This is a genomic window from Streptomyces sp. NPDC046197 (assembly GCF_040646295.1).
Taxonomy (GTDB): domain Bacteria; phylum Actinomycetota; class Actinomycetes; order Streptomycetales; family Streptomycetaceae; genus Streptomyces.
In genome coordinates this window covers 24,374-46,431 of the sequence record NZ_JBEYZY010000009.1, presented here as the reverse complement: position 1 = coordinate 46,431, position 22,058 = coordinate 24,374, and the positions used below count along the sequence as shown (strand labels likewise).

The 22,058-nt window shown below is 72.2% G+C and carries 19 protein-coding genes and 3 pseudogenes; 12 read left to right on the top strand and 10 right to left on the bottom strand.

Annotated elements, in window-relative coordinates; genetic code table 11:
• Window positions 1-196 precede the first annotated feature (196 nt).
• The 3 genes from AB0A61_RS14970 to AB0A61_RS14960 all read left to right on the top strand — a co-directional run bounded on the left by AB0A61_RS14970 (window position 197) and on the right by AB0A61_RS14960 (window position 4,397).
• Window positions 197-1,162, top strand: a complete 966-nt coding sequence (locus AB0A61_RS14970; protein ID WP_361291643.1) for an SCO0930 family lipoprotein — start codon at window positions 197-199, stop codon at window positions 1,160-1,162.
• 284 nt (window positions 1,163-1,446) lie between these two features.
• A complete protein-coding gene (locus AB0A61_RS14965; RefSeq protein ID WP_361291641.1) occupies window positions 1,447-2,259 on the top strand; it encodes an SAM-dependent methyltransferase in 813 nt (270 codons plus the stop codon).
• Entirely contained in the window at window positions 2,256-4,397 is a 2,142-nt protein-coding gene (locus tag AB0A61_RS14960) for an EAL domain-containing protein (protein WP_361291639.1), read from the top strand. The genes AB0A61_RS14965 and AB0A61_RS14960 overlap by 4 nt, the downstream gene beginning before the upstream one ends.
• Window positions 4,398-4,527: 130 nt before the next feature.
• Here the strand turns inward: AB0A61_RS14960 and AB0A61_RS14955 are convergent, their stop codons facing one another.
• Window positions 4,528-5,412: a LysR substrate-binding domain-containing protein gene (locus AB0A61_RS14955; protein WP_361291637.1), complete on the bottom strand. Its 885-nt coding sequence runs from the start codon at window positions 5,410-5,412 to the stop codon at window positions 4,528-4,530.
• 120 nt (window positions 5,413-5,532) lie between these two features.
• On the opposite strand from AB0A61_RS14955, the gene AB0A61_RS14950 reads away from it, so the two are divergent.
• The 5 genes from AB0A61_RS14950 (at window position 5,533) to AB0A61_RS14930 (ending at window position 10,816) form a co-directional block, all read left to right on the top strand.
• Window positions 5,533-6,204, top strand: a complete 672-nt coding sequence (locus AB0A61_RS14950) for a succinate dehydrogenase (RefSeq protein ID WP_361291635.1) — start codon at window positions 5,533-5,535, stop codon at window positions 6,202-6,204.
• Window position 6,205: 1 nt separating this feature from the next.
• The gene (locus AB0A61_RS14945; protein WP_361291633.1) at window positions 6,206-8,155 is read left to right on the top strand and encodes a fumarate reductase/succinate dehydrogenase flavoprotein subunit; all 1,950 of its coding nucleotides are present in this window, start codon (window positions 6,206-6,208) and stop codon (window positions 8,153-8,155) included.
• Entirely contained in the window at window positions 8,152-8,901 is a 750-nt protein-coding gene (locus AB0A61_RS14940; RefSeq protein ID WP_361291631.1) for a succinate dehydrogenase/fumarate reductase iron-sulfur subunit, read from the top strand. Before AB0A61_RS14945 ends, AB0A61_RS14940 begins: the two co-directional genes overlap by 4 nt.
• 350 nt (window positions 8,902-9,251) lie before the next feature.
• On the top strand, window positions 9,252-10,022 hold the full coding sequence (locus AB0A61_RS14935) for a GNAT family N-acyltransferase (RefSeq protein ID WP_361291629.1): 771 nt from the start codon (window positions 9,252-9,254) through the stop codon (window positions 10,020-10,022).
• Window positions 10,022-10,816, top strand: coding sequence for a lysophospholipid acyltransferase family protein (locus tag AB0A61_RS14930; protein ID WP_361291628.1), 795 nt, complete (start codon window positions 10,022-10,024; stop codon window positions 10,814-10,816). Before AB0A61_RS14935 ends, AB0A61_RS14930 begins: the two co-directional genes overlap by 1 nt.
• A gap of 77 nt (window positions 10,817-10,893) precedes the next feature.
• Here the strand turns inward: AB0A61_RS14930 and AB0A61_RS14925 are convergent.
• From AB0A61_RS14925 to AB0A61_RS14915, 3 genes and pseudogenes are all read right to left on the bottom strand, one after another.
• Window positions 10,894-11,758 (bottom strand): annotated as a pseudogene (locus AB0A61_RS14925) (hypothetical protein); the annotation flags it as partial.
• Window positions 11,759-11,906: 148 nt separating this feature from the next.
• Complete coding sequence (locus AB0A61_RS14920) at window positions 11,907-13,280, bottom strand: FAD-dependent oxidoreductase (RefSeq protein WP_361291626.1); 1,374 nt, start codon at window positions 13,278-13,280, stop codon at window positions 11,907-11,909.
• Window positions 13,270-13,479, bottom strand: a complete 210-nt coding sequence (locus tag AB0A61_RS14915) for a ferredoxin (protein WP_361291624.1) — start codon at window positions 13,477-13,479, stop codon at window positions 13,270-13,272. Before AB0A61_RS14915 ends, AB0A61_RS14920 begins: the two co-directional genes overlap by 11 nt.
• A 77-nt stretch (window positions 13,480-13,556) precedes the next feature.
• Here AB0A61_RS14915 and AB0A61_RS14910 point away from each other — a divergent pair.
• From AB0A61_RS14910 to AB0A61_RS14900, 3 genes and pseudogenes are all read left to right on the top strand, one after another.
• Window positions 13,557-13,787: pseudogene (locus tag AB0A61_RS14910) on the top strand (PAS domain S-box protein); the annotation flags it as partial.
• 7 nt (window positions 13,788-13,794) lie between these two features.
• Window positions 13,795-14,040, top strand: a pseudogene (locus AB0A61_RS14905) (diguanylate cyclase); the annotation flags it as partial.
• A gap of 367 nt (window positions 14,041-14,407) precedes the next feature.
• The gene (locus AB0A61_RS14900; protein WP_361291622.1) at window positions 14,408-15,805 is read left to right on the top strand and encodes an FAD-binding oxidoreductase; all 1,398 of its coding nucleotides are present in this window, start codon (window positions 14,408-14,410) and stop codon (window positions 15,803-15,805) included.
• Window positions 15,806-15,820: 15 nt separating this feature from the next.
• Here the strand turns inward: AB0A61_RS14900 and AB0A61_RS14895 are convergent, their stop codons facing one another.
• A complete protein-coding gene (locus tag AB0A61_RS14895) occupies window positions 15,821-16,054 on the bottom strand; it encodes a hypothetical protein (protein WP_361291620.1) in 234 nt (77 codons plus the stop codon).
• A gap of 70 nt (window positions 16,055-16,124) precedes the next feature.
• Here AB0A61_RS14895 and AB0A61_RS14890 point away from each other — a divergent pair, with 70 nt between their 5' ends.
• The gene (locus AB0A61_RS14890; RefSeq protein WP_361291618.1) at window positions 16,125-16,616 is read left to right on the top strand and encodes a hypothetical protein; all 492 of its coding nucleotides are present in this window, start codon (window positions 16,125-16,127) and stop codon (window positions 16,614-16,616) included.
• A gap of 30 nt (window positions 16,617-16,646) precedes the next feature.
• Here AB0A61_RS14890 and AB0A61_RS14885 read toward each other — a convergent pair whose 3' ends face one another.
• From AB0A61_RS14885 to egtA, 5 genes are all read right to left on the bottom strand, one after another.
• A complete protein-coding gene (locus AB0A61_RS14885) occupies window positions 16,647-16,862 on the bottom strand; it encodes a dodecin (RefSeq protein ID WP_361291616.1) in 216 nt (71 codons plus the stop codon).
• A 320-nt stretch (window positions 16,863-17,182) separates the two neighbouring features.
• Complete coding sequence (egtD, locus tag AB0A61_RS14880) at window positions 17,183-18,145, bottom strand: L-histidine N(alpha)-methyltransferase (protein WP_361291614.1); 963 nt, start codon at window positions 18,143-18,145, stop codon at window positions 17,183-17,185.
• Window positions 18,142-18,969: an ergothioneine biosynthesis protein EgtC gene (gene egtC, locus AB0A61_RS14875; RefSeq protein ID WP_361291612.1), complete on the bottom strand. Its 828-nt coding sequence runs from the start codon at window positions 18,967-18,969 to the stop codon at window positions 18,142-18,144. Before egtC ends, egtD begins: the two co-directional genes overlap by 4 nt.
• Window positions 18,969-20,285 (bottom strand): ergothioneine biosynthesis protein EgtB, encoded by a 1,317-nt coding sequence (gene egtB, locus AB0A61_RS14870; RefSeq protein WP_361291610.1) that lies wholly within the window; start codon window positions 20,283-20,285, stop codon window positions 18,969-18,971. The genes egtC and egtB overlap by 1 nt, the downstream gene beginning before the upstream one ends.
• Window positions 20,282-21,631: an ergothioneine biosynthesis glutamate--cysteine ligase EgtA gene (gene egtA, locus AB0A61_RS14865; RefSeq protein WP_361291608.1), complete on the bottom strand. Its 1,350-nt coding sequence runs from the start codon at window positions 21,629-21,631 to the stop codon at window positions 20,282-20,284. The genes egtB and egtA overlap by 4 nt, the downstream gene beginning before the upstream one ends.
• Window positions 21,632-22,058 lie beyond the last annotated feature (427 nt).

Here is a 22,058-nt window from a genome sequence, read left to right as displayed (position 1 = left end):
CTGGGCGGGTTTGATCGGCCGGCCGCGGTGGGGGGCGTAATACGCAGGTGTGTGCGGAGTTGGCTCGAAAGGTTCACAGCGTTCGGCAAGAAATTTGTGCTGCGGCTGAACACAACCGTCCCTCCGCTGCGTATCCAATGTCGTGCGGCGGCGCAGTAGGGCGCTGCAACACCCTTGTGATTATCGGGAGTTGACGATGAAGACCTCCTGGCGGAGCGCCTCGCTCGTGGCCACGGCCGCGGCCGTGCTGGCGCTGACGACGGCGTGCGGTCAGGAAAACGCAGCCCCGTCGGCGGGCAGCCAGAACGTGGGTGCGACGGCTCCGGCCGGTGGATTCGGCAGCGGCGGTGCGGGTGCGGGTACCGCAACGGGTGCCGGGGCGGGCAACGGCTACGGTGCCGACGGCCAGCAGGGCGCCGCCGCCGCGGCGAAGCCCGCGGGTCAACTCGCCGTCTCCGGCAACGCCCGGCTGGGCAAGGTGTTGACGGACAGCGCCGGAATGACGTTGTACCGCTTCGACCAGGACACGGCCGAACCCCCCAAGTCCAACTGCGACGGCGACTGCGCGAAGGCCTGGCCTCCGGTCCCGGCGAACGATGCCACGGCGGGCGCCGGCATCAACAAGGCCCTGCTGGGCGAGGTCACCCGCTCCGACGGCACCAAGCAGCTGACCATCGGTGGCTGGCCGGCGTACCGGTACGCCAAGGACACCAAGGCCGGCGAGATCAACGGTCAGGGGGTGGGCAGCAAGTGGTTCGCCCTCGCCCCCGACGGCAAGAAGGCCTCGCTGGCGAGCCTGCCCGGTCTGTCGGTGAAGAAGACGGAACTGGGCGACATCGTCGTCGACAAGAACGGCATGACGGTCTACCGCTTCCTGAAGGACCAGGCGTGGCCGAAGCCGGTGTCGGCGTGCACCGGCAGCTGCCTGGACAAGTGGCCCGCCGTGGCGCCCGTCGCCCCCGAGGACACCAAGGGTGTCCAGAAGAAGGGCCTGATGGGCTTCACCCGGCCGGACGGCCCCAAGCAGATGACCGTCGACTGCTGGCCGATCTACACCTTCTCCGGCGACAAGGTCCCCGGCGACATCAACGGTCAGGGCGTCGGTGGCACCTGGTACGCCGTGTCCCCCGAAGGAAAGCCGGTCGGCGCGCCGGCGAAGTAGGCATCACCCGCGACAGACGACCGAGAGTGCCGGACGAAACGGCACGCACCGGACCGGACCGCCCCCTCCGCACCGCACGGAGGGGGCGGTTCGCCGTGCGGTGCGGGCGCCCGTCCGGTGGTTGCGCCAGATCCCCGCAAACCGTCGTGACGCGGGCCCGAACGGGCAAGTGCCGCAGGTGGTGACCTAGAACGGATGGTCAATTTCCGGTTCCGCTCGCCCCTTTGGCGGGCGATCAGTAGCCTCAGCTCGAACACCGGATCGCCTACGCCTTGGAGAGACAGATGGAGCGTCCTGCTTGGGCCCCACGGAGTATTGACATCTCGGTGCCGAGCGTCGCTCGTATCTACGACTACTACCTGGGCGGATCGCACAACTTCGAGGTGGACCGGGTCGCGGCCCGCAGGGCGATGGAGTTCATGCCGGGACTGCCCAAGATCATGCAGGCGAACCGGGCGTTCATGCGCCGGGCCGTGCGTCACGCCGTGGCCGAAGGCGTCACCCAGTTCCTGGACATCGGCTCCGGCATCCCCACCTTCGGCAACGTCCACGAGGTCGCCCGGGCCGCGTGCCCCGGCGCGCGCGTGGTGTACGTCGACCACGACCCGGTGGCCGTCGCGCACAGCCAGGCGGTCCTGGCCGGCGACGACGGCACGGACGTCGTCGCGGCGGATCTGCTCAAGCCCCAGGAAATCCTCAACAGTCCCCAAGTGCAGCGGCTGATCGACCCGAATCGGCCAGTTGGGCTGCTTCTCGTTGCCATACTGCACTTCGTGGAGGACGCGGACGACCCGTACGGTGCGGTGGCCGAGTTGCGCGACGCGCTCGCGCCCGGCAGCCTGCTCCTGCTCACGCATGCCTCGTACGAGGGAGTCCCGCTGCCGCCGGAGCGGAGCGAGGGCGCGGTCGACGTGTACAAGGACATCCGCAACCCGCTGATCATGCGCTCGCGCGAGGAGATCGCGCGGTTCTTCGAGGGGTACGACATGGTGGAGCCCGGACTGGTGCCGATGCCGCACTGGCGGCCGGAGACGGCACCGGAGGACGAGGATCCTTATGCCTTCTCCGGCTTCGCGGGCGTGGGGCGTACGGCGTGATCGCGGGGCCGGACGAGCCGGAGGACAGACTGCGCCGGTTTGCGACGATCTGGAGCCGGGCGGTCTTCCCGGTGACCTCGACCTCGCTCACCCGGCCGGAGCTCGAGGAGCAACTGCTTCCGCTCGCCCGCCGGTTGAGCCGGGCGCTGCTGGCCAGGGGCTTCGACGCGGGTGAGGGCGAGGCGGTCGGCGGTGCCCTCGTCGGCGCGCACTGCACCTCCCCCGAGGCGCTCAGCCGCTCCCTGGACTGCGTGGACGCCTACCTCGTCCTCTACTGCGGCGAGGACGGCCCCCAGGAGGACCTGCGCGCCCGTTCCGCGCGGCTGCAGCACGCCATGGCCGCCGGGTTCGCGCGGGCGCTGCGCGAGCGGACGCTGGCCGAGCAGGAGGCGATCGCGCAGGCCGCGCTCCGCGCGCAGGGCGTGGTCGCGCAGGCGCTGCACGCGAGCGAGGCCCGCTTCCGGGCGGTGTTCGAAGGGGCGGCGATAGGAATCGGCATCGCCGACCTGGACGGAAACGTGCTCCAGGTCAACGGCGCGCTGCTGCGCATGTTCGGCGGTTCCGAGCAGAACGTCCGCGGACGCAACGTCAGGGAGTGGACGCACGCCGAGGACGCCCCCCAGGTCTGGCGGCTCTACGACGAACTGGTGCGCGGCGAGCGCGAGCACTACCACGTGGAAAAGGCCTTCTACCGGCCCGACGGAACGGTCCTGTGGACCAACCTCACCGTCTCCCTGCTGCGCGACGCCGACGGCATGCCCCAGTACCAGCTCGCCCTCATGGAGGACACCACCGAGCGGCGGCTGCTCAACCTGCGGCTGCGCTACGAGGCCACGCACGACGCGCTCACCGGTCTGCCCAACCGCACCCTGTTCTTCGAACGCCTGGAGAAGGCGCTGAACGCCGGCGAGGGCCAGCGGTTCGGGCTGTGCTACCTCGACCTGGACGGCTTCAAGACCATCAACGACAGTCTCGGCCACGCGGCCGGCGACCGGTTGCTCGTCGAGGTCGCCGACCGGCTGCAGTCGTGCGCGACCGCGCCCGGCGAGATGGTCGCACGGATCGGCGGCGACGAGTTCGTCGCGCTGACCACCGGTCCGGACACCCAGCGCGAGGTCGACGAGCTCGCCGCCCGCATCATGAACGCGCTGGTGGCCCCGATCGGCGTCGACGGACGCGAACTGACCGTGCGCGGCAGCATCGGCGTCGTCGAGGGACCGGTGGGGGAGCGCAGCGCGGCAGAGGTGCTGCGCAGCGCCGACATCACCATGTACCGGGCCAAGTCGGCCGGCGGCAACCGCTTCGAGCTGGCCGACCCGGAGGCCGACGCCCGTGCCATCACCCGGCACGGTCTGACCACGGCGCTGCCGACCGCCCTGGACCGGGGCGAGTTCTTCATCGAGTACCAGCCGCTGGTGCACCTGGGCGACGGCAGCGTGCGGGGCGCCGAGGCGCTGGTGCGCTGGCTGCACCCCCAGCACGGAGTGCTCGGTCCCGACCGGTTCATCCCGCTGGCCGAGCACACCGGCCTGATCGTCCCGCTGGGCCGCTGGGTGATGGAACAGTCGGTGCGCCAGGCGCGTGAGTGGCGCCGGCTCCACGGCGACGGCGGCACGGAGCGGCTGCGCATCAACGTCAACCTCTCGCCGTGCCAGCTCGGCCACCCCTCACTGGTGCAGGACACCGTCGACATCCTGGAGCGGGCGGGCGTGGAACCCGACGCCCTGTGCCTGGAGGTCACCGAGTCGGCCCTCATCGGAGCCGACGACGATCTGCTCAAACCGCTGCGCCGACTGGCCGAGATGGGTGTCGACATCGCCCTGGACGACTTCGGCACCGGGTATTCCAACCTGGCCAACCTGCGCCGCCTGCCGGTGAGCGTGCTCAAGCTGGACCGCTCCTTCACCCAGGGCATGCAGCAGTTCCCGGCCGACCCCGTCGACCTCAAGATCGTCGAGGGGATCGTTTCGCTTGCCCACAGCCTGGACCTCGCGGTCACCGTCGAGGGCGTGGAGACCAGCGCCCAGGCCGAGCAACTGCGCATCCTGGGCTGCGACACGGCCCAGGGCTGGTACTACGCCCGCCCGGGCCCACCGGAACGGCTGCACGAACTGGCCCTGGTGGACGCGACGGGGTGAGAGCAGCGCCCCGGAAGGGGCGCGGGGCCGTGTCGGACTGCGGCTGCACCGCGTGGGCGCGAGCAATCACCGCCAACCCGCGCTCCCCAACGGCGCTTCCGAGGCAGACGCATCCGGGCGGGACCCCGTCTCACCGCTCAAGCAACATCCGCTGCAACTCACGCGCGGCCCGAGGTGGAGCCACATCACTGCGGTGAGCCAGCGCGATGATCCGGTGCAGCCCCGGCCGGGCGAGCGGAGTCACCCGCAGCCCCCGCCCCGACCGCGTCGCGACCATGCGCGGGACGACGGCCACGCCCAGCCCGGCCCGGACGAAGCCGAGGACCGCGTCCATCTCGCCGCCCTCCACCGCGAGGTCCGGCTCGAAGCCCTCGGCGCGGCACGCGGCGACGGTCAGTTCCCTCAGGTCGTAGCCGTGCCGGAACATCACCAGGCGCTCGCCCTCCAGGTCCGCGACCCGGACGGTACGCCGTCCCCGGCCGGGCGCGGGCGCCTCCGGCGAGGACACCACCACCAGGTCCTCGCGCAGCAGCTCCACCGTGGTCAGCGCGGGGGAGGGGGTGGGCAGTGGCAGCACGACCAGGGCCAGGTCGAGGGAGCCGCGCGCCAGCTCCCGCACCAGGTCGTGCGAGCCGCCCTCCTCGATCAGCAGCCGGATGCCGGGGTAGCGGTCGTGGAAGGCGCGCAGGACGTCCGGCAGCAGGCCCGTGCACAGGCTCGGGGTCGCGCCGAGCCGCACCCGGCCCCGGCGCAACTGCGCCAGTTCCTGCACCTCGTGCCGGGCCGTGTCCGCGTCGGCCAGGATGCGCCGGGCCAGCGGCAGCAGCGCCTCGCCCGCGTCGGTGAGCGTGATGTTGCCGCGGGCCCGCAGGAACAGATCCGCCCCGAGCTCCCGCTCCAGCGCCTTGATCTGCTGGGACAGTGACGGCTGCGCGACATGGACCAGTTCCGCGGCCCGGGTGAAGTGCCGGGTCTCGGCCACCGCCACGAAGTACTGGAGCTGCTGGAACTGCACCCTGCCATCATAGCCCTCAGCTATTGAAACGAGCCGCACCATGTCTTGGACCGATGAGGACCTTCGGCCCTAGCGTGCTGTCCCATGGCTCTGGCAACGCGGACGGACCGACGGCCGTCCATGGCACGCACCGTGTGGGACTCCACCGTCGGCAAGAAGACGGTGATGGCCGTCAGCGGTCTGATCATGCTGCTGTACCTGGTCGCCCACATGATCGGCAACCTGAAGATCTACTTCGGGGCGGGCGAGTTCAACCACTACGCCCACTGGCTGCGCACCGTGGGCGAGCCCTTCATGCACTACGAGTGGACGCTCTGGCTCGTCCGGATCGTCCTCGTGGCGGCGGTCGTCGCCCACGCCGTGTCCGCCGCCCAGCTCAGCCGCCGCGACATCCGGGCGCGCCCCACCAAGTACGTGCACTCAAGGGCCCGGGCGAGCTACGCCACGCGCACCATGCGCTGGGGCGGGATCATCCTCGGTCTGTTCATCGTGTGGCACCTCCTGGACCTGACCACCGGCACCGTGCACTCCGGCGGCTTCCAGGAGGGCCACCCGTACCAGAACGTCGTGGACACCTTCTCCACCTGGTACGGCAACGTCATCTACATCGTCGCGATGCTGGCCCTCGGCCTGCACATCCGGCACGGCTTCTGGAGCGCCGCCCAGACCCTGGGCGTCGGCAGCCGCACCCGCGACCGCGCCCTGAAGACCGTCGCCAACGTCCTCGCGCTGCTGCTCACGGCCGGTTTCATCGCCGTACCCGTGGGCGTCATGACCGGAGTGGTGAGCTGACATGACCGAATACGTGAACTACGTGACGGGCGAGCCGGTCACCGACTCCACGGCCCCGTCCGGCCCGATCCACGAGCGCTGGGACAAGCGGCGCTTCGAGGCCAAGCTGGTCAACCCCGCCAACCGCCGCAAGCACACGATCATCGTCGTCGGCACCGGACTCGCCGGCGGCTCGGCCGGTGCCACCCTGGCCGAGCAGGGCTACCACGTCGTCCAGTTCTGCTACCAGGACTCCCCGCGGCGCGCCCACTCGATCGCCGCGCAGGGAGGCATCAACGCGGCGAAGAACTACCGCAACGACGGCGACTCGGTGCACCGTCTCTTCTACGACACCGTCAAGGGCGGCGACTTCCGGGCCCGTGAGTCCAACGTCCACCGCCTGGCCCAGATCTCCGTCGAGATCATCGATCAGTGCGTGGCCCAGGGAGTGCCCTTCGCCCGCGAGTACGGCGGCCTGCTCGACACCCGCTCCTTCGGCGGCGTCCAGGTCTCGCGTACCTTCTACGCCCGCGGCCAGACGGGCCAGCAGCTCCTGCTCGGCGCCTACCAGGCGCTGTCGAGGCAGATCGCCGCCGGGAACGTCGAGATGCACCCGCGCACGGAGATGCTCGACCTCATCGTCGTCGACGGGCGGGCCCGCGGCATCGTGGCGCGTGATCTCATCACCGGGAAGGTCTCCACGTACTTCGCCGACGCCGTCGTCCTGGCCTCCGGTGGCTACGGCAACGTCTTCTACCTGTCGACGAACGCCATGAACTCCAACGCGACCGCCGTCTGGCGGGCGCACCGGCGCGGCGCCCACTTCGCCAACCCCTGCTTCACCCAGATCCACCCGACCTGCATCCCGCGCACCGGCGACCACCAGTCCAAGCTCACCCTGATGAGCGAGTCGCTGCGCAACGACGGCCGCATCTGGGTGCCGAGGGCGAAGGGCGACGACCGGCCGCCGAACGAGATCCCCGAGGACGAGCGCGACTACTACCTGGAGCGCATCTACCCGTCCTTCGGCAACCTCGTCCCCCGCGACATCGCCTCCCGCGCCGCCAAGAACGTCTGCGACGAGGGCAGGGGCGTCGGCCCCGGCGGCCAGGGCGTCTACCTGGACTTCGCCGACGCGATCCGGCGCATGGGCCGCAAGAAGGTCGAGGAGAAGTACGGCAACCTCTTCGAGATGTACGAGCGGATCACCGCGGAGAACCCGTACGAGGTGCCGATGCGGATCTACCCCGCCGTGCACTACACGATGGGCGGCCTGTGGGTCGACTACGACCTGCAGACCACGATTCCCGGCCTGTTCGCGATCGGCGAGGCCAACTTCTCCGACCACGGCGCCAACCGGCTCGGCGCCTCCGCGCTCATGCAGGGCCTGGCCGACGGCTACTTCGTCCTCCCGGCGACGATCAACGACTATCTCGCCCGCAACCCGCACCAGGACCCGGTCACCGGCGAACACCCGGTCGTACAGGAGGTCCTGGCCGAGACCGAGGACCGGCTCAGGCTGCTGCTGTCCGTCGACGGCGACCGCACCCCGGACTCCTTCCACCGCGAACTGGGCGAGCTGATGTGGGAGTTCTGCGGCATGGCGCGCACCGACGCCGGACTGCGCAAGGCGCTGGAGCGGATTCCGCAGATCCGCGAGGAGTTCTGGCGGCGCATCAAGGTGCCCGGCACCGGAGAAGAGCTCAACCAGTCCCTGGAGAAGGCCAACCGCGTCGTCGACTACCTGGAGCTCGCCGAGCTCATGTGCCTCGACGCGCTGCACCGCGCCGAGTCCTGCGGCGGCCACTTCCGCGAGGAGTCCCAGACCGCCGACGGCGAGGCCGCCCGCAAGGACGACGAGTTCGCCTACGCGGCTGCCTGGGAGTTCACCGGCACCGGCGAGGCACCCGTCCTGCACAAGGAAGACCTGGTCTTCGAGTACGTCCACCCCACCCAGCGGAGCTACGCATGAAGCTCACCCTGCGCGTCTGGCGGCAGAAGAACGCCGACGCCGACGGTGCCATGTCCACCTACGAGGTGGACGGCATCTCGCCCGACATGTCCTTCCTGGAGATGCTGGACGTCCTCAACGAACAGCTCATCCTCTCCGGCGCGGACCCGGTCGCCTTCGACCACGACTGCCGGGAGGGCATCTGCGGCGCGTGCAGCCTGGTCATCAACGGCGACGCGCACGGCCCCGAGCGCACCACCACCTGCCAGCTGCACATGCGGTCCTTCCGGGACGGCGACACCGTCGACGTCGAGCCATGGCGTGCGGCCGCCTTCCCGGTCGTGAAGGACCTGGTCGTGGACCGCTCGGCGTTCGACCGGATCATCCAGGCCGGCGGCTACATCACCGCCCCCACCGGCGCCGCGCCCGAGGCGCACGCCACGCCCGTGCCGAAGCCGGACGCGGACCAGGCCTTCGAGCACGCCGAGTGCATCGGCTGCGGCGCCTGCGTGGCGGCCTGCCCGAACGGGGCGGCAATGCTCTTCACCTCCGCCAAGATCAACCACCTCAACGTCCTGCCGCAGGGCGCGCCCGAGCGCGAGACCCGCGTGCTGGACATGGTGGCCCGGATGGACGAGGAGGGCTTCGGCGGCTGCACGCTGACCGGCGAGTGCGCGACCGCCTGCCCGAAGGGCATCCCGCTGACCTCCATCACGAGCATGAACAAGGAGTGGCTGCGAGCGACCCGCAAGGTGTCCAGGCGCTAGCGCCCCAGCAGGCAACGTTCGCCCCGTCACGACGCCCGGCACTCCCCCAAGCTCTTCGAGCAGGGGGACCCCCATGACGCCGCTCCTTGACGGGCGAACGATACCTGCCGGGGCACTGGACACCGCAGCTCAGCGAGCGTTCGCCGACAGGGTGCGGACGGGTGGGACCGGGTGTGGTGCTCATCCCCGGTCCCGCCAGGCACCCCTGGCATTCAGCAACCTCACACCCGGCCTCTCCGCGCCGGTCACGCGAAGGTCAGCCGGCATCGGAAGAACAGGTGCGGACGGACCGCACTCCACCGGTCCGCCACGTCGCCTCGCCGAATCCGGCCCGTGACCAGGAGAGAGCCATGACCGGCGTCACCACGCTCGACCGTCCCCCGCAGCCCGCGGCGCCCACCCGTTACACCGTCACCCTGGCCCGCGACGAGGCGGACGTCCGGGCCGCGCAGCGGCTGCGGCACGACGTCTTCGCCGGGGAGATGGGCGCCCTGCTGTCCACCCCGCAGCCGGGTTACGACATGGACGCCTTCGACGCCTACTGCGACCACCTGCTCGTGCGGGACACGGTCACGGGGCAGGTCGTCGGCACCTACCGGCTGCTGCCGCCGGAGCGTGCCGCCGTCGCCGGGCGCCTGTACTCGGAGAGCGAGTTCGAGCTCGCCTCGCTGGACGGGATCCGGCCGGGCCTGGTGGAGGTGGGCCGCTCCTGCGTGCACCCCGACCACCGGGACGGCGCGGTGATCGGGCTGATCTGGGCCGGGATCGCGCGCTACATGGTGGACCGCGGCCACGAGTGGCTGGCGGGCTGCTGCTCCGTCCCGCTGGCCGACGGCGGCGCGCTCGCGTCCGCCACCTGGGACCGGGTCCGGGCCAAGCACCTGTCCCCGGAGGAGTTCCGGGTACGTCCGCTGCTGCCCTGGCGCCCGGACACGTCGGAGCCCGCCGCCCGCACCGAACTCCCGGCGCTGCTGCGTGGCTACCTGCGCCTGGGCGCCTGGGTGTGCGGCGAGCCCGCGCACGACCCGGACTTCGGGGTGGCCGACCTGTACGTGCTGCTGTCGATGCGCCGGGTCAACCCGCGCTACCTGCGGCACTTCCTCTCCCTCGTACCGGCCTGATGAGCGTCTGGCTGCCCAGCGCGCCCTGCACCCCGGGGACGTGCGTGGAGCCGACGGGGGCCGCGGCGGCCGTACCGCGCGCCGTGCTGCGGCTGATGGCGGTGGTGGTCCTGGTGTTCGCCGGGACCGTGCTGTCACCGTTCGGCGGGAGGATCCCCGCCGACCTGGTCAGGCGGTGGTGCCGGGCGGTGGTGCGGGCCGCCGGAGTCCGCGCCCGCATCACCGGCACCGCCGCACCCGACGGCGGCCTGCTGCTGGTGGCCAACCACATCTCCTGGCTGGACATCCCGCTGCTGGCCGCGGTGCGGCCGGCCCGGATGCTGGCCAAGACCGAGATCCGCCAGTGGCCGGTCGCGGGCGCCCTGGCGGCCCGCGGCGGCGTCCTGTTCATCGAACGGGACCGGCTGCGCGCCCTGCCGGACGCGGTCGCCCGCATCGCCGAGGCGCTGCGCGGCGGTGCCGCGGTCGCGGCCTTCCCCGAGGGCAGCACCTGGTGCGGCCGTGCCCAGGGCGACTTCCACCGGGCGGTCTTCCAGGCGGCCCTGGACGCGGGCGCCGCCGTCCAGCCGGTCCGCATCCGCTACCGGCTGGACGGCGGCGCGGCCACCACGGCCGCGGCGTTCGTGGGCGAGGACACCCTGCTGGCGTCCCTGTGGCGCGTGGTCTCGGCACGCGGACTGGTGGGTGAGGTCGAGGTACTGCCCGCGATTCCCGCGGACGCACACCCCGACCGGCGATCGCTCGCCGCGGCGGCACGACGCCGTTGCGGGCACCCGGGTGCCGCTCACCCCTGACGCTCGCCCCGGCCACGGGATCCTGGCCCGCCGCGTTCGAACTCCCGCGCGAGATAGGGTGCGGTGCGGCTGCCCGCCGCCTGCGCCACCCGCCTCGGCGGCCCCGTCGCCACGATGCGCCCGCCCGCGTCGCCACCTCCCGGGCCCAGGTGGACGACCCAGTCCGCGCCCGCGACGACGGACATCTCGTGCTCCACGCGCCCGCCGCCTTCAGCCGCTGCAGCACCGTGAGCAGGGCCTCGGTGTCCGCCGGGTGCAGGCCGGCGGACGGCTCGTCGAGGACGTAGACCACCCCGAAGAGGCCGGAGCGCAGCTGGGTGGCCAGTCGCAGCCGCTGGAGTTCGCCCGCGGAGAGGGTGGGCGTGGCGCGGTCGAGGCTGAGATAGCCGGCCGGCAGTTCGCGCCACGGCCGGTCCACGTATTCCCGAGCGCGTCGAGGATGTCCCGCAGGTTCTTGCCCTGCCAGGCACCCGGCCACGCGGCGATCGCGCCGGCGCGGATCGACAGTGACGGGTCCGGGACCAGCAGTTCCCCGGTCGTACGGTGCACCCGGCCCAGCCCGTGGCACTCCGGGCACGCCCCGGTGGCGGTGTTGGGCGAGAAGGCGTCCGAGTCGAGGCGCTCGGCGCCGGGCGGATGGTCACCGGCGCGGGAGAACAGCATCCGCAGCCAGTTGGACAGGTTCGTCGCCGTGCCCACCGAGGAGCGCGAGGTCGGTGCCGAACGCCGCTGCTGGAGCGACACGGCCGGGGGCAGCCCGGTGATCTCGCCGACCTTCGGCGCACCGACCTGGTGGATCAGCCTGCGGGCGTACGGCGCGACCGACTCGAAGTAACGCCGCTGCGCCTCGGCGTAGACCGTGCCGAACGCCAGGGACGACTTTCCGGAGCCCGACACACCGGTGAACACGGCCGGCGCGTCCCGCGGGACGTCCCCGTCCACGCCCTTGAGATTGTGCTCGCGGGCACCGCGGACACGGACGTACGGGTCGTGGGGGCTGGACGTGGCGGAGGGCTCCGTACGGACTGCGGCCGGCGCGGGACAAACTCCGCGATTCCAGTGCCGGCAACGGCGTTGGGCCGGACGTGGGTCAGCCGTGCGGCGGCACCACGGTCAGTCGGCGGTCGGGCAGGTACCCGGTGAGCGCCACGGTGGGGCCGTGCGACAGCTCCCGCGGATCCGGCACGTCGGAGGGAATCGGCACGTCGGCCGCGATCGGCCGGTCCGCCGCGCCGGGCGGGGGCGGGAACGGGGCCGCGGTCTCGATCAGGTGCTGGTAGTACCCGAGCCACTTGGCCATGTCGACGGTGACCGCGGCGGTGACCCGCCCCCGGTAGCCGTAGACCATCGCAAGCCGACGGGCCTCCAGAGAGCCCTGGGCGATGACCACGTGGTCGGAGTAGGTGGGTACGCCCACCGACTTGATGTTGAGTCCGAACTGGGTCGACCAGAACGTCGGCACGGTCAGGTGCGGGCGCCGCAGCGGCCCCGGACTGACCATGTTGTGGGCCGCCACCTCGGCCTGCGCGACCGCGTTGCCCCAGTGCTCCAGGGAGAGCATCTGGTACCCGAACAGCGGGTGCGGGAACCGGGACACGTCACCGGCCACGAAGATGTCGTCGGTGACGATCCCGTACATGGTGAAGGCGCGGCACCCGGCGTCGCAGGCGATTCCGCGCGGGCCCGCTGCCAGCCCGGACTCCGCCACCCACTCGACGTTGCGGACCGCCCCCAACGCCACGACGCACACGTCCGCCTCGACCCGGCTGCCGTCGGACAGGTCGGCACCGCTGAACCGGCCGTTCCCGTCCCCGTGCAGGGCGGTGACCGTCACCCCGCAACGCAGATCCACGCCGTTGTTGCGGTGCATGACGGCCGCCAGTTTCGACAGCGTCCCGCCGAGCGCGCCCACCAGGGGTGCGGGGCCGCGTTCGGCGACCGTGACCTCGATGCCCTGCTCCCGGCAGCCCGAGGCGATCTCCGAACCGGTGAAGCCGGCGCCGATCACCAGCACCCGCCCCGGCCCGGCGGCGAGCCGCTCGGCCAGCACCCCGGCCTCGTCGCTGGTGCGCAGGGTGAACACCCCGTCGAGGGAGGCCTCCTCAGGGTTGGGCCAGGGCCGCGCCCGGGTCCCCGTGGCGATCAGCAGCCGGTCGTACGGCAGCGACTCGCCGTCGGCCAGCATCACCCGTTTCCCGAGCGGGTCCAGGCCGGTGGCGGGTACGCCCAGCCTCCACTCGGCGTCGGGGTCCCGGCGCATCGGCAGTCCCGTGGTGTCCGCCGGCGCCCGGCCGAGCAGCACCTGCTTGGACAGCGGAGGCCGGTCGTAGGGCGGATGGGACTCGTCCCCCACCACGGTCAGTGAACCGGTGAAGCCCTCCTCGCGCAGTGACTCCGCGGCCCTCAGGCCGGCCAGCGACGCGCCGACGATGACGATCCGGCCGTCCGTCAGATCACCGGGCATCGGCGGTCACCCCCTCGCCGAGGAGGATGGCCTGGACCGGGCACGCCGCCGCGGCCTGGCGCACGCGCTCGACCTGGTCGTCCGGGACGGCCGTGCTGTACAGCAGCCCCTCGTCGCCGTGCAGCTCGAACACGTCCGGTGCGAGGAAAACGCACTGCGCGTAGCCCTGGCAGCGGGTGAGATCCACAACGGTCTGCATGGCCGGCCACTCCCTGAGTCGTACGGGCGTTCCCTTCCTTTTCTACGCCGGTATCGCACACGCCGCTCGTTGCGCAGATGTCACACCGGGCGACCGCGGTCACGGCCATGCGCTGCACGACCATGAGGCACTGCACGACAAGGGAGGCGCCGACGCCGTCGTCCCAGCGACGGAGGTGGTTTCGCATGCCCAGCGATGACGTGCTCGCACTCATCGACGAGGGCGGACGGGTGATCGAGTGGGGACGCGCGGCACAGGAGTTGTTCGGGCGGTCCGCCGAGGAGACCGTCGGCCGGTCCGTGACCGCGCTCATGCGTGAGGTCGCCGCGGACGCCCAAGGGCGGCCACACGGATACCCGGAGGCGGCCGGCCCGCCGCCGGCTGGAGTACTGGGAGGTCGACGAGGACACGGCGTTCACCGCCGAGCTCATCGTCCGCGAGCTCGTCGGCAACGCGGTCCGCCACGGTGCTCCGCCCCTGCAACCGCGCATGATCTTCGAGCGCATGCTGACCTGCGAGGTCAGCGATGCAGAGGCCGGCGCTCCGCACGTGAAACACGCCCGCACCGTCGATGAGACGGGTCGAGGGCTGTTCATCATCGCGAGCCTCGCGGACCAGTGGGGCTGTCGCTATCAGGGACTCAGGGACAGGGAAAGACCGTCTGGGCCCAGCAGCCGGTCAGCGCCCCGGTTGCGGGGGGTGACGGGCGGCACGAGACTGGAGCCTTGTGGGGCAGGCCGCCCCACAAATGGGCCTGTCCCGAGCGGTGCTGATCCAGCACCACCACTCACAGCGGCGAAGCGAAGCGCGAACGGATCGACGTCACCCTCCCCGACCGATCCGCGCACCCCACGCCCCCCGCCCCCCGCCCGGACGTGCCGCGCTCCCCTCCGTCCGCGGATCACCACGTCCGTCTGGGGTGTTGGCCATGGGCGACATCAAGGCAACGGCTCTGGAAAGTCTCCGCGAGGCCCTTCGAGGAGCCGTCGTCACGCCGCAGGACCCGGGCTACGACGAGGCCCGTGGCATCTACAACGCCATGATCGACCGACGTCCCGCCGCCGTGGCGGGCTGCGCCGACGTCGCGGACGTGGTCACCGTCGTCTCCTTCGCCCATGACACGGGGCTGGACCTCGCCGTGCGCGGCGGTGGCCACAGCGGGCCGGGCCTGTGCCTGGTGGACGACGGGCTCGTGCTCGACCTGTCGCCGATGCGCTGGGTCCGGGTGGATCCGGCGACGAACACCGCCCAGGTGGGCGGCGGGAGCCTGCTCGGCGACCTCGATCACGCGTCCCACACGTTCGGCCTCGCCGTGCCGGCGGGAATCGTGTCCACCACCGGGGTCGGCGGCCTGACCCTGGGCGGCGGGCACGGCTATCTGACCCGCCGGTACGGGCTCACGATCGACAGCCTGGTCTCCGCCGACGTGGTGCTGGCCGACGGCTCCTTCGTCACCGCCTCCGCGGACGACCACCCGGACCTGTTCTGGGCGCTGCGGGGCGGCGGCGGGAACTTCGGGGTCGTCACCTGCTTCACCTTCCGGTTGCACCCGGTGCACACGGTCGGCTTCGCCGTGACGGTGTGGCCGGTCGACCGCACCCCCGAAGTGCTCCGCTGGTACCGGGACTTCCTGCCCGCGGCCCCGGAGGACCTGTTCGGCTTCTTCGTCCTGCTGGCCGTGCCGCCGGGACCGCCGTTCCCCGAGCCGATCCACGGGCACAAGATGTGCGGTGTCGTGTGGTGCTACACCGGCGACCTGGAGACCGACCGACTGGACGAGGTCCTGGCCGTGGTGAACGATCCCGCACCGCCCGCCTTCCACTTCGCCACGCCCATGCCGTACCCCACCCTGCAGGGCCTGTTCGACCCGCTGTTGCCGCCGGGCCTGCAGTGGTACTGGCGCGGCGACTTCTTCGACACGATCTCCGACGCCGCGATCGACGTGCATCTGAAGTACGGGGAGAACATCCCCACGGAGCTGTCGACGATGCACCTGTATCCGGTGGACGGGGCGCCCCGGCGGGTGGGGGCCGACGACACGGCCTGGGGGTACCGGGACGCCGTCTGGTCGGGCGTGATCGCCGGGATCGATCCGGACCCGGCCAACGCCGAGCCGATCCGGCAGTGGTGCGTGGACTACTGGAGCGACCTGCACCCGCATTCGATGGGCGGTTCCTACATCAACTTCCTGGGCGAGCGGGAGAGCGCGGACCGGGTCCGGGCCACCTACCGCGGCAACTACGACCGGTTGGCCGCAGTCAAGCGCACCTACGACCCGGAGAACTTCTTCCACGCCAACCAGAACATCCCGCCGTCGGCCGGATGAGGAACGCCGCGGCCCTCAGGGCGAGGCCTGGTCCGGTTCCGGACCCCAGTAGTCCGGCCCGCCCCCACGCCAGTCGATCAGCGGGGAGACGGCGACCTCCCCGGGTTCGACGTCGAGGCCGGCGCGGCGGAGGAACTCGGCGACATCCGCGACGCTGTAGGCCAGCCCCAGGATCTCGCCGTTCACACGGACGCGCCGGCCGCCCGTCGGGGAGGGCGGGTGCACAATCACGGGCAGTGGTCCGGACATGTACCCAGCATCGGGCGCCCGGTCCCCCCACGCATCCGGACGGCGCCGGTCGGTGACTAGGCTGGGCGGCGTGACGGACAGCGACAAGCGCCCCCTCGCCGTGTTCGACCTGGACAACACCCTCGCCGACACGGCACACCGGCAGCGGTTCCTGGAGCGCAGGCCCCGCGACTGGGACGCCTTCTTCGCCGCGGCACCCGCGGACCCGCCCCTGGAGGAGGGCGTGGCGCTCGTCCGCCACAGCGCGGCCGAGTGCGAGGTCGTCTACCTCACCGGGCGGCCCGAGCGCTGCCGCCGGGACACGCTCGACTGGCTCGCCGTCCACGGGCTGCCCGAAGGACGGCTGCACATGCGGCGCAACGACGACCGCAGACCGGCCCGCCGCACCAAGGTGGAGGTTCTGCGCCGCCTCGCGCGGGACCGGGAGATCCGTGCCGTGGTGGACGACGACGAGCTGGTCTGCGACGACGCCGAACGGGCGGGCTTTCGTGTGGTCCGGGCCCGCTGGGCGGCGCCGTCCGCCGACCTCACGGACGCGCAGGAGCGTGAGGGGCGCACCTGAGGGCACCCGGCGCCGGGCGCCCCGTCGCGGTCAGCCCGCGTCCTCGAGGCGGAAGCCGACCTTCAGACCGACCTGGTAGTGCTCGATGCGGCCGTTCTCGATCTGGCCCCTGACCTGGGTCACCTCGAACCAGTCCAGGTTGCGCAGGGTCTGCGAGGCCCGGCCGATGGCGTTGCGGATGGCTTGGTCGACACCCTCGTGCGAGCTGCCGACGATCTCGGTGACCCGGTAGGTGTGGTCGGTCATGCGGGTGCTCCTCTCCGCCGGGACGGGACCGTCACGTCCGTCCGAGGCGCGTGTGTCAAGCGTCACTCCACGGTGCCGTACGCGGAGGCAGAGCGCGACATGGGCGGCCGACGGCCGCGGCTCCCAGCGCCGACCCACTGCGCAGGCGCGGCGCGCCTCCCGCCGGATCACCGAGGCACTCGCGCCCGGTTGGGCTGACGGCTCCGGTCGGCCGGCACCGTCCGCACGGCACCGGCCACAGGCGCCGGTCCGAGGGCCGGCCCGCGGGCGCCGGGAGCCCGTCCCGGCGCCCGCGAACAGCCCGCCTCACGGTGCCCGCCTCAGCGCACCGTGCTCAGCGACAGCGCGAAGCGGCCCTCCGCGTCGGTCCACCACCGGGACAACTCCAGGCCTGCAGCGTCCAGTTCGGTCCGTACACCTTCCTTCCGGAACTTCGCCGACACCTCGGTGCGCAGCTCCTCACCCGCCGCGAAGTCGACGGCGAGACCGAGCGCGGCGATCTTCACGGTCTGTGCCGCACGGGATCGCAGCCGCATCTCGATCCACTCCTGCTCGGCGTTCCACAGCGCCACGTGCTCGAAGGCGCCGGGATCGAAATCGGCGCCCAGTTCGCGGTTGACGACGGCCAGCACGTTCTTGTTGAACGCGGCCGTCACTCCCGCCGCGTCGTCGTACGCCCTGACCAGGACCTTCTCGTCCTTGACCAGGTCCGTGCCGAGCAGCAGCGCGTCACCGGGCGAGAGCAGGGTGCGCACCCCGGCCAGGAACTCGGCGCGCTCCTCGGGCAGCAGGTTGCCGATGGTGCCGCCGAGGAACGCCAGCAGCCGGGGGCCGGGCGCGTCCGGCAGCGTCAGACCGGCGGTGAAGTCGGCGATCAGCGCGTGCACGTTCAGGTCCGGCCGCTCGGCGACCAGGGCCTGCCCGGCCTGGGTGAGCGCGCTGTCGCTGACGTCGACGGGCACGTAGCTGTGCAGACCGCTCAGCGCGTCGAGCAGGTACCGGGTCTTCTCCGAGGAGCCGGAGCCCAGTTCGATCAGGGTACGGGCGGGCAGCGCCCCGGCGATCTCACCGGCGCGGGTGACGAGGATCTCCCGCTCGGCGCGCGTCGGGTAGTACTCGGGCAGTTCGGTGATCCGCTCGAACAACTCGCTGCCGAGCGCGTCGTAGAACCACTTCGGCGGCAGCGCCTTGGGCAGGAAGGTCAGGCCGGTGAGGACGTCGGCGCGCAGGGCGGCGGCCATGGCGTCCTCCGGCAGGGTACGGGTGATCTGGAACGGACTCACGTACGGGGCTCCTCGGGTGGTACGGATGCCAGGTCCTCGGTGAGGTCCTTGAGCGGGGTCAGCAGGACGTCCGTGCGGCTTGCCGCGAGCAGTGTGCGGTCGGGAACCTCCCGCCAGTGCGGGTCGTCGTCGTAGGGTTCGGAGGCCACGACCGTGCGCCGGCCGGGTTCGGCGAGGTACCACAGGGTGTCGCCCCAGGCGGTCGCGAGGATCGTCTCGCCGTCGGTGAGCAGCAGGTTGAGCCGGGAGCCGGGGGCCGCCGCGGCGACCTCCAGCACGGTGTCGGCCAGCGCCTGGCCCGCCTCCGTCCGATGCGCGGCGCTCCCCGTCGGCCCACCCGGGTCGCCGCCGCGCAGCCGGGCCAGGACCAGCGCCCACACCAGCGCCGAGTCGTTGCGCGCCTCCAGCGACAGCAGGTCCTGCGGCGGCAGGGTCCGCGCCGACTGGGCGAGCGAGCCCGGCCAGCCGGTCACGGCCCCGTTGTGGCTGAACAGCCAGCGGCCCGCGGCGAACGGCGCCGCCGCGGCCTCCGCGTCCGCGCCCGCCAGGGTCGCGTCCCGCACCGCCGCGAGCAGCGCGGTGCTGCGCACGACCCGGGCCAGGTCGGCGAAGGACAGGTCCGCCCACACGGGCCCGGCCCGGCGGTACCGGGCCGGTACCGGATCGCCCTCGGCATACCAGCCCACGCCGAACCCGTCGGCGTTGACCGTGCCGTACCGCTGCCGCCGTGGTGCCCACGACTGCCGGTAGAGGCTGTGCGGGGGTTCCACCAGGAGCCGGCCCAGCGGCTCCGCGCGCCCCAGATACGCCAGGTGACGGCACATCAGGAGCTCACCGAGCGGGCGGTGCGGAAACCGGAGAAGATCTGCCGCCGGATCGGGTAGTCCCAGTTGCGGAAGGTGCCCCGGCAGGCGACCGGGTCCACGGCGAACGAACCGCCGCGCAGCACCTTGTACTCCGGCCCGAAGAACACCTCCGAGTACTCCTTGTACGGGAACGCGGTGAACCCCGGGTACGGCAGGAAGTCGCTCGCCGTCCACTCCCACACGTCGCCGATCAACTGCCGTACGCCGAGCGGCGACTCGCCGGCCGGATAGCTGCCCGCGGGGGCCGGACGCAGGTGGCGCTGGCCGAGGTTCGCGCGCTCGGGTGTCGGGTCGGCCTCGCCCCACGGGTAGCGCATCGAGCGCCCGCCCGCCGGGTCGTGACGGGCCGCCTTCTCCCACTCCGCCTCGGTGGGCAGCCGGCGCCCGGCCCAGCGGGCGTAGGCGTCGGCCTCGTACCAGCTGACGTGCAGCACCGGCTCGTCGGGCGGGACCACCTCGGTGACGCCGAAGCGCCGCCGCAGCCACTGACGGCCCTCACGCCACCAGAACAGCGGCGCACCGATGCCCTGCTGCCGTATGTGGGTCCAGCCCTCCGGCGCCCACCAGCGCGGGTCGTCGTAGCCGCCGTCCTCGATGAACGCCTGGTACGCGGCGTTCGTCACCGGAGTGGTGTCGATGTGGAACGCGGCCACCTCGCGCACGTGCGCGGGCCGTTCGTTGTCCAGCGCCCACGGCTCGGTGGAGGTGCCCATGGTGAACGGCCCACCGGGGACGAGGACTTCGGCCGGTCCGGTGAACGGTGCGGCCGCAGCCGGATCGGGGGCGGTCAGCGCCTGCGGCCCCCTGCGCAGCTGATGGGTGATCAGCATCGTTTCGTCGTGCTGCTGTTCGTGCTGGGCGATCATCCCGAAGGCGAAGCCCGCCTCCGTCAGCCGGGTGCCGTGGAACGCGGTGCTCTCCAGCACGTCCAGCACCCTGCCGCGCACCTCGGCCGCGTAGGCGCGGGCCTCGCCGGGCGGCAGCAGCGGCAGCGAGGGGCGCGCGGCGCGCGGGTGCTCGAAGGCGTCGTACAGGCCGTCTATCTCGGGCCGCATCGCCTCCCGTCCGGCGACCGCCCGCAGCAGCCACAGCTCCTCCTGATTGCCGATGTGGGCGAGGTCCCACACCAGCGGAGACATCAGCGGCGAGTGCTGGGCGGTGAGATCGGGTTCCTCGACGCAGGTGGTCAGGAGCGTGGTGCGGTCACGGGCCGTGGCCAGCGAGCCGAGCGCCCGTTCGCGCAGCGCGTCGGAGTCGAGGGTGGGGTCGGTCATGTGCGGATGTCCTTCCCGTGGGCGGTCGGGGATTCCCCGGTCGGGCGAGGCCCGGGTCCGGTGAGGTCCATGCCGCGCAGTCGGTCGAGCAGGTCGTCGGCGGGGCACCGGCGCTTGCGGACGTAGCGGTCCAGGAACACCGCGACGGCGTCGGTGACCTCGGTGGTGGCACCGAGCCGCGGCAGGGCCTCCAGGGCCGCTCCGAAGCAGGTGACGGCCGCGTCGTACAGCTCCGGGTCGGCGAGCCCGGACCGGGCCGCCTCCAGCCACAGCGGATTGTGCGGTGCGGGCAGGGGCAGTGCCCGCTCGGCGAGCGGCTTCACCGCCCGGTACGCGGCCTCCGCCGCCTCCGGGTCGTCGAAGAGCGCCGCCGTCACCGCGAGCGGCACGATCCACCCGTCGTCACCGGGCTGCGCGTCGATCATGCGCAGCTCCAGATGGCCCCGCGGCCGTACCGGCGGGAACAGGGTGGTGAGGTGGTAGGCGAGATCGTCCCTGGTCGGCGGCCTCGGCAGGCCGGACCGGATCCAGTGGCGGAAGGTCAGCCCACGCGGCACGTCCCACGGGCCGTCCTCGTGCCGTACGCACATCACCGGTGCGTCCAGGGCGTGCCTGGCCCAGGCGGCCCGCGGATCGCCGTTCAGCGGGGGCGCGCCCGCCCGGCCGGGGCCGATTTCCATCCACACCAGCTGCCGGGTGGACAGCCAGCCCGTGGGCCGGCGTCCGACCAGCGGGGAGTTGGCGAACGCGGCGACCAGGACCGCGCCCAGCTGGTGCGCGAGCCACCAGCGCCGCCCGTGGCCGAGTGGCCCGGGTTCCTCGTGGCCCGCGTCCAGGCACACCTGCACGGAGGCGGACGCGCACATCATGTGACGGCCGGCCGGCCCGTCACGGTCCAGGCAGGCCTCCAGGGCGTCGTAACGCCGCTCGTGCAGGAAACGACGTGGTGGGTGCCAGGGGTCGTGACCGACACCGACGAGGCCGAGGCCGTCCCGTGCGAGGACGGCGCGAACGGCGCCGAGGTCGGCGGAGACGGTACCGACGCACTCCATCAGGGAGCCGGCGGGCGGCGAGCTCAGCTCCAGCTGACCGCCGGGTTCGACGGTGAGTGCCGACCTCAAGGGCACGGCCCGCAGTGCGGTGTAGGCCGCTTCGAGACGTTCGGGTGTCACGGGGAGCTGCGGCCGGCGCAGCTCGTGGACGAGCCATTCCACTTCGACCCCGAGGACGCGGGGTGGTCCGGTCTTGAAGCAGATGCCGCGGACCAGGGCTTCGACCTCGGCTTCGGTGACGGCAGTACGGGACTCCGTACAGTCACCCGCCGAGGCAGTCGATGCATCGGACATGCTGGGATCCTCCAGAGCTGCCACGACGTCGCCGACCCGGATTCGACGGCCCGGACCGGCATCGCTCCGTCTACCCAAGACGCTCTTGTCGCTCCGCACAAGAGTGCAGATCATGACGAAGCCCTTACGCACCCTTCCTTTCCGACCCGTTCTCCGGATGCTCCGGGACCGGAAAACTTCGTTGCACCGCAGGACCAGGATCGCTCAGGATGCGTTCGTGAGCACGACGGGGGAGGCTGCGCGGGCCGCGGTCGTGGCGCGCACGGGGGTCGCGCCATGAGCGCGGGCCTGCGCGGCGGCGGACGGCGGACGGCCGCAGGCCATCCGCCGCTCCCGGCCGGCCGCCGTGCCGCGGGCTTCCGCCGTGCCGCGGGCTTCCGCCGTGCCGCGGGCTTCCGCCGTGCCGCGGGCTTCCGCCGTGCCGCGG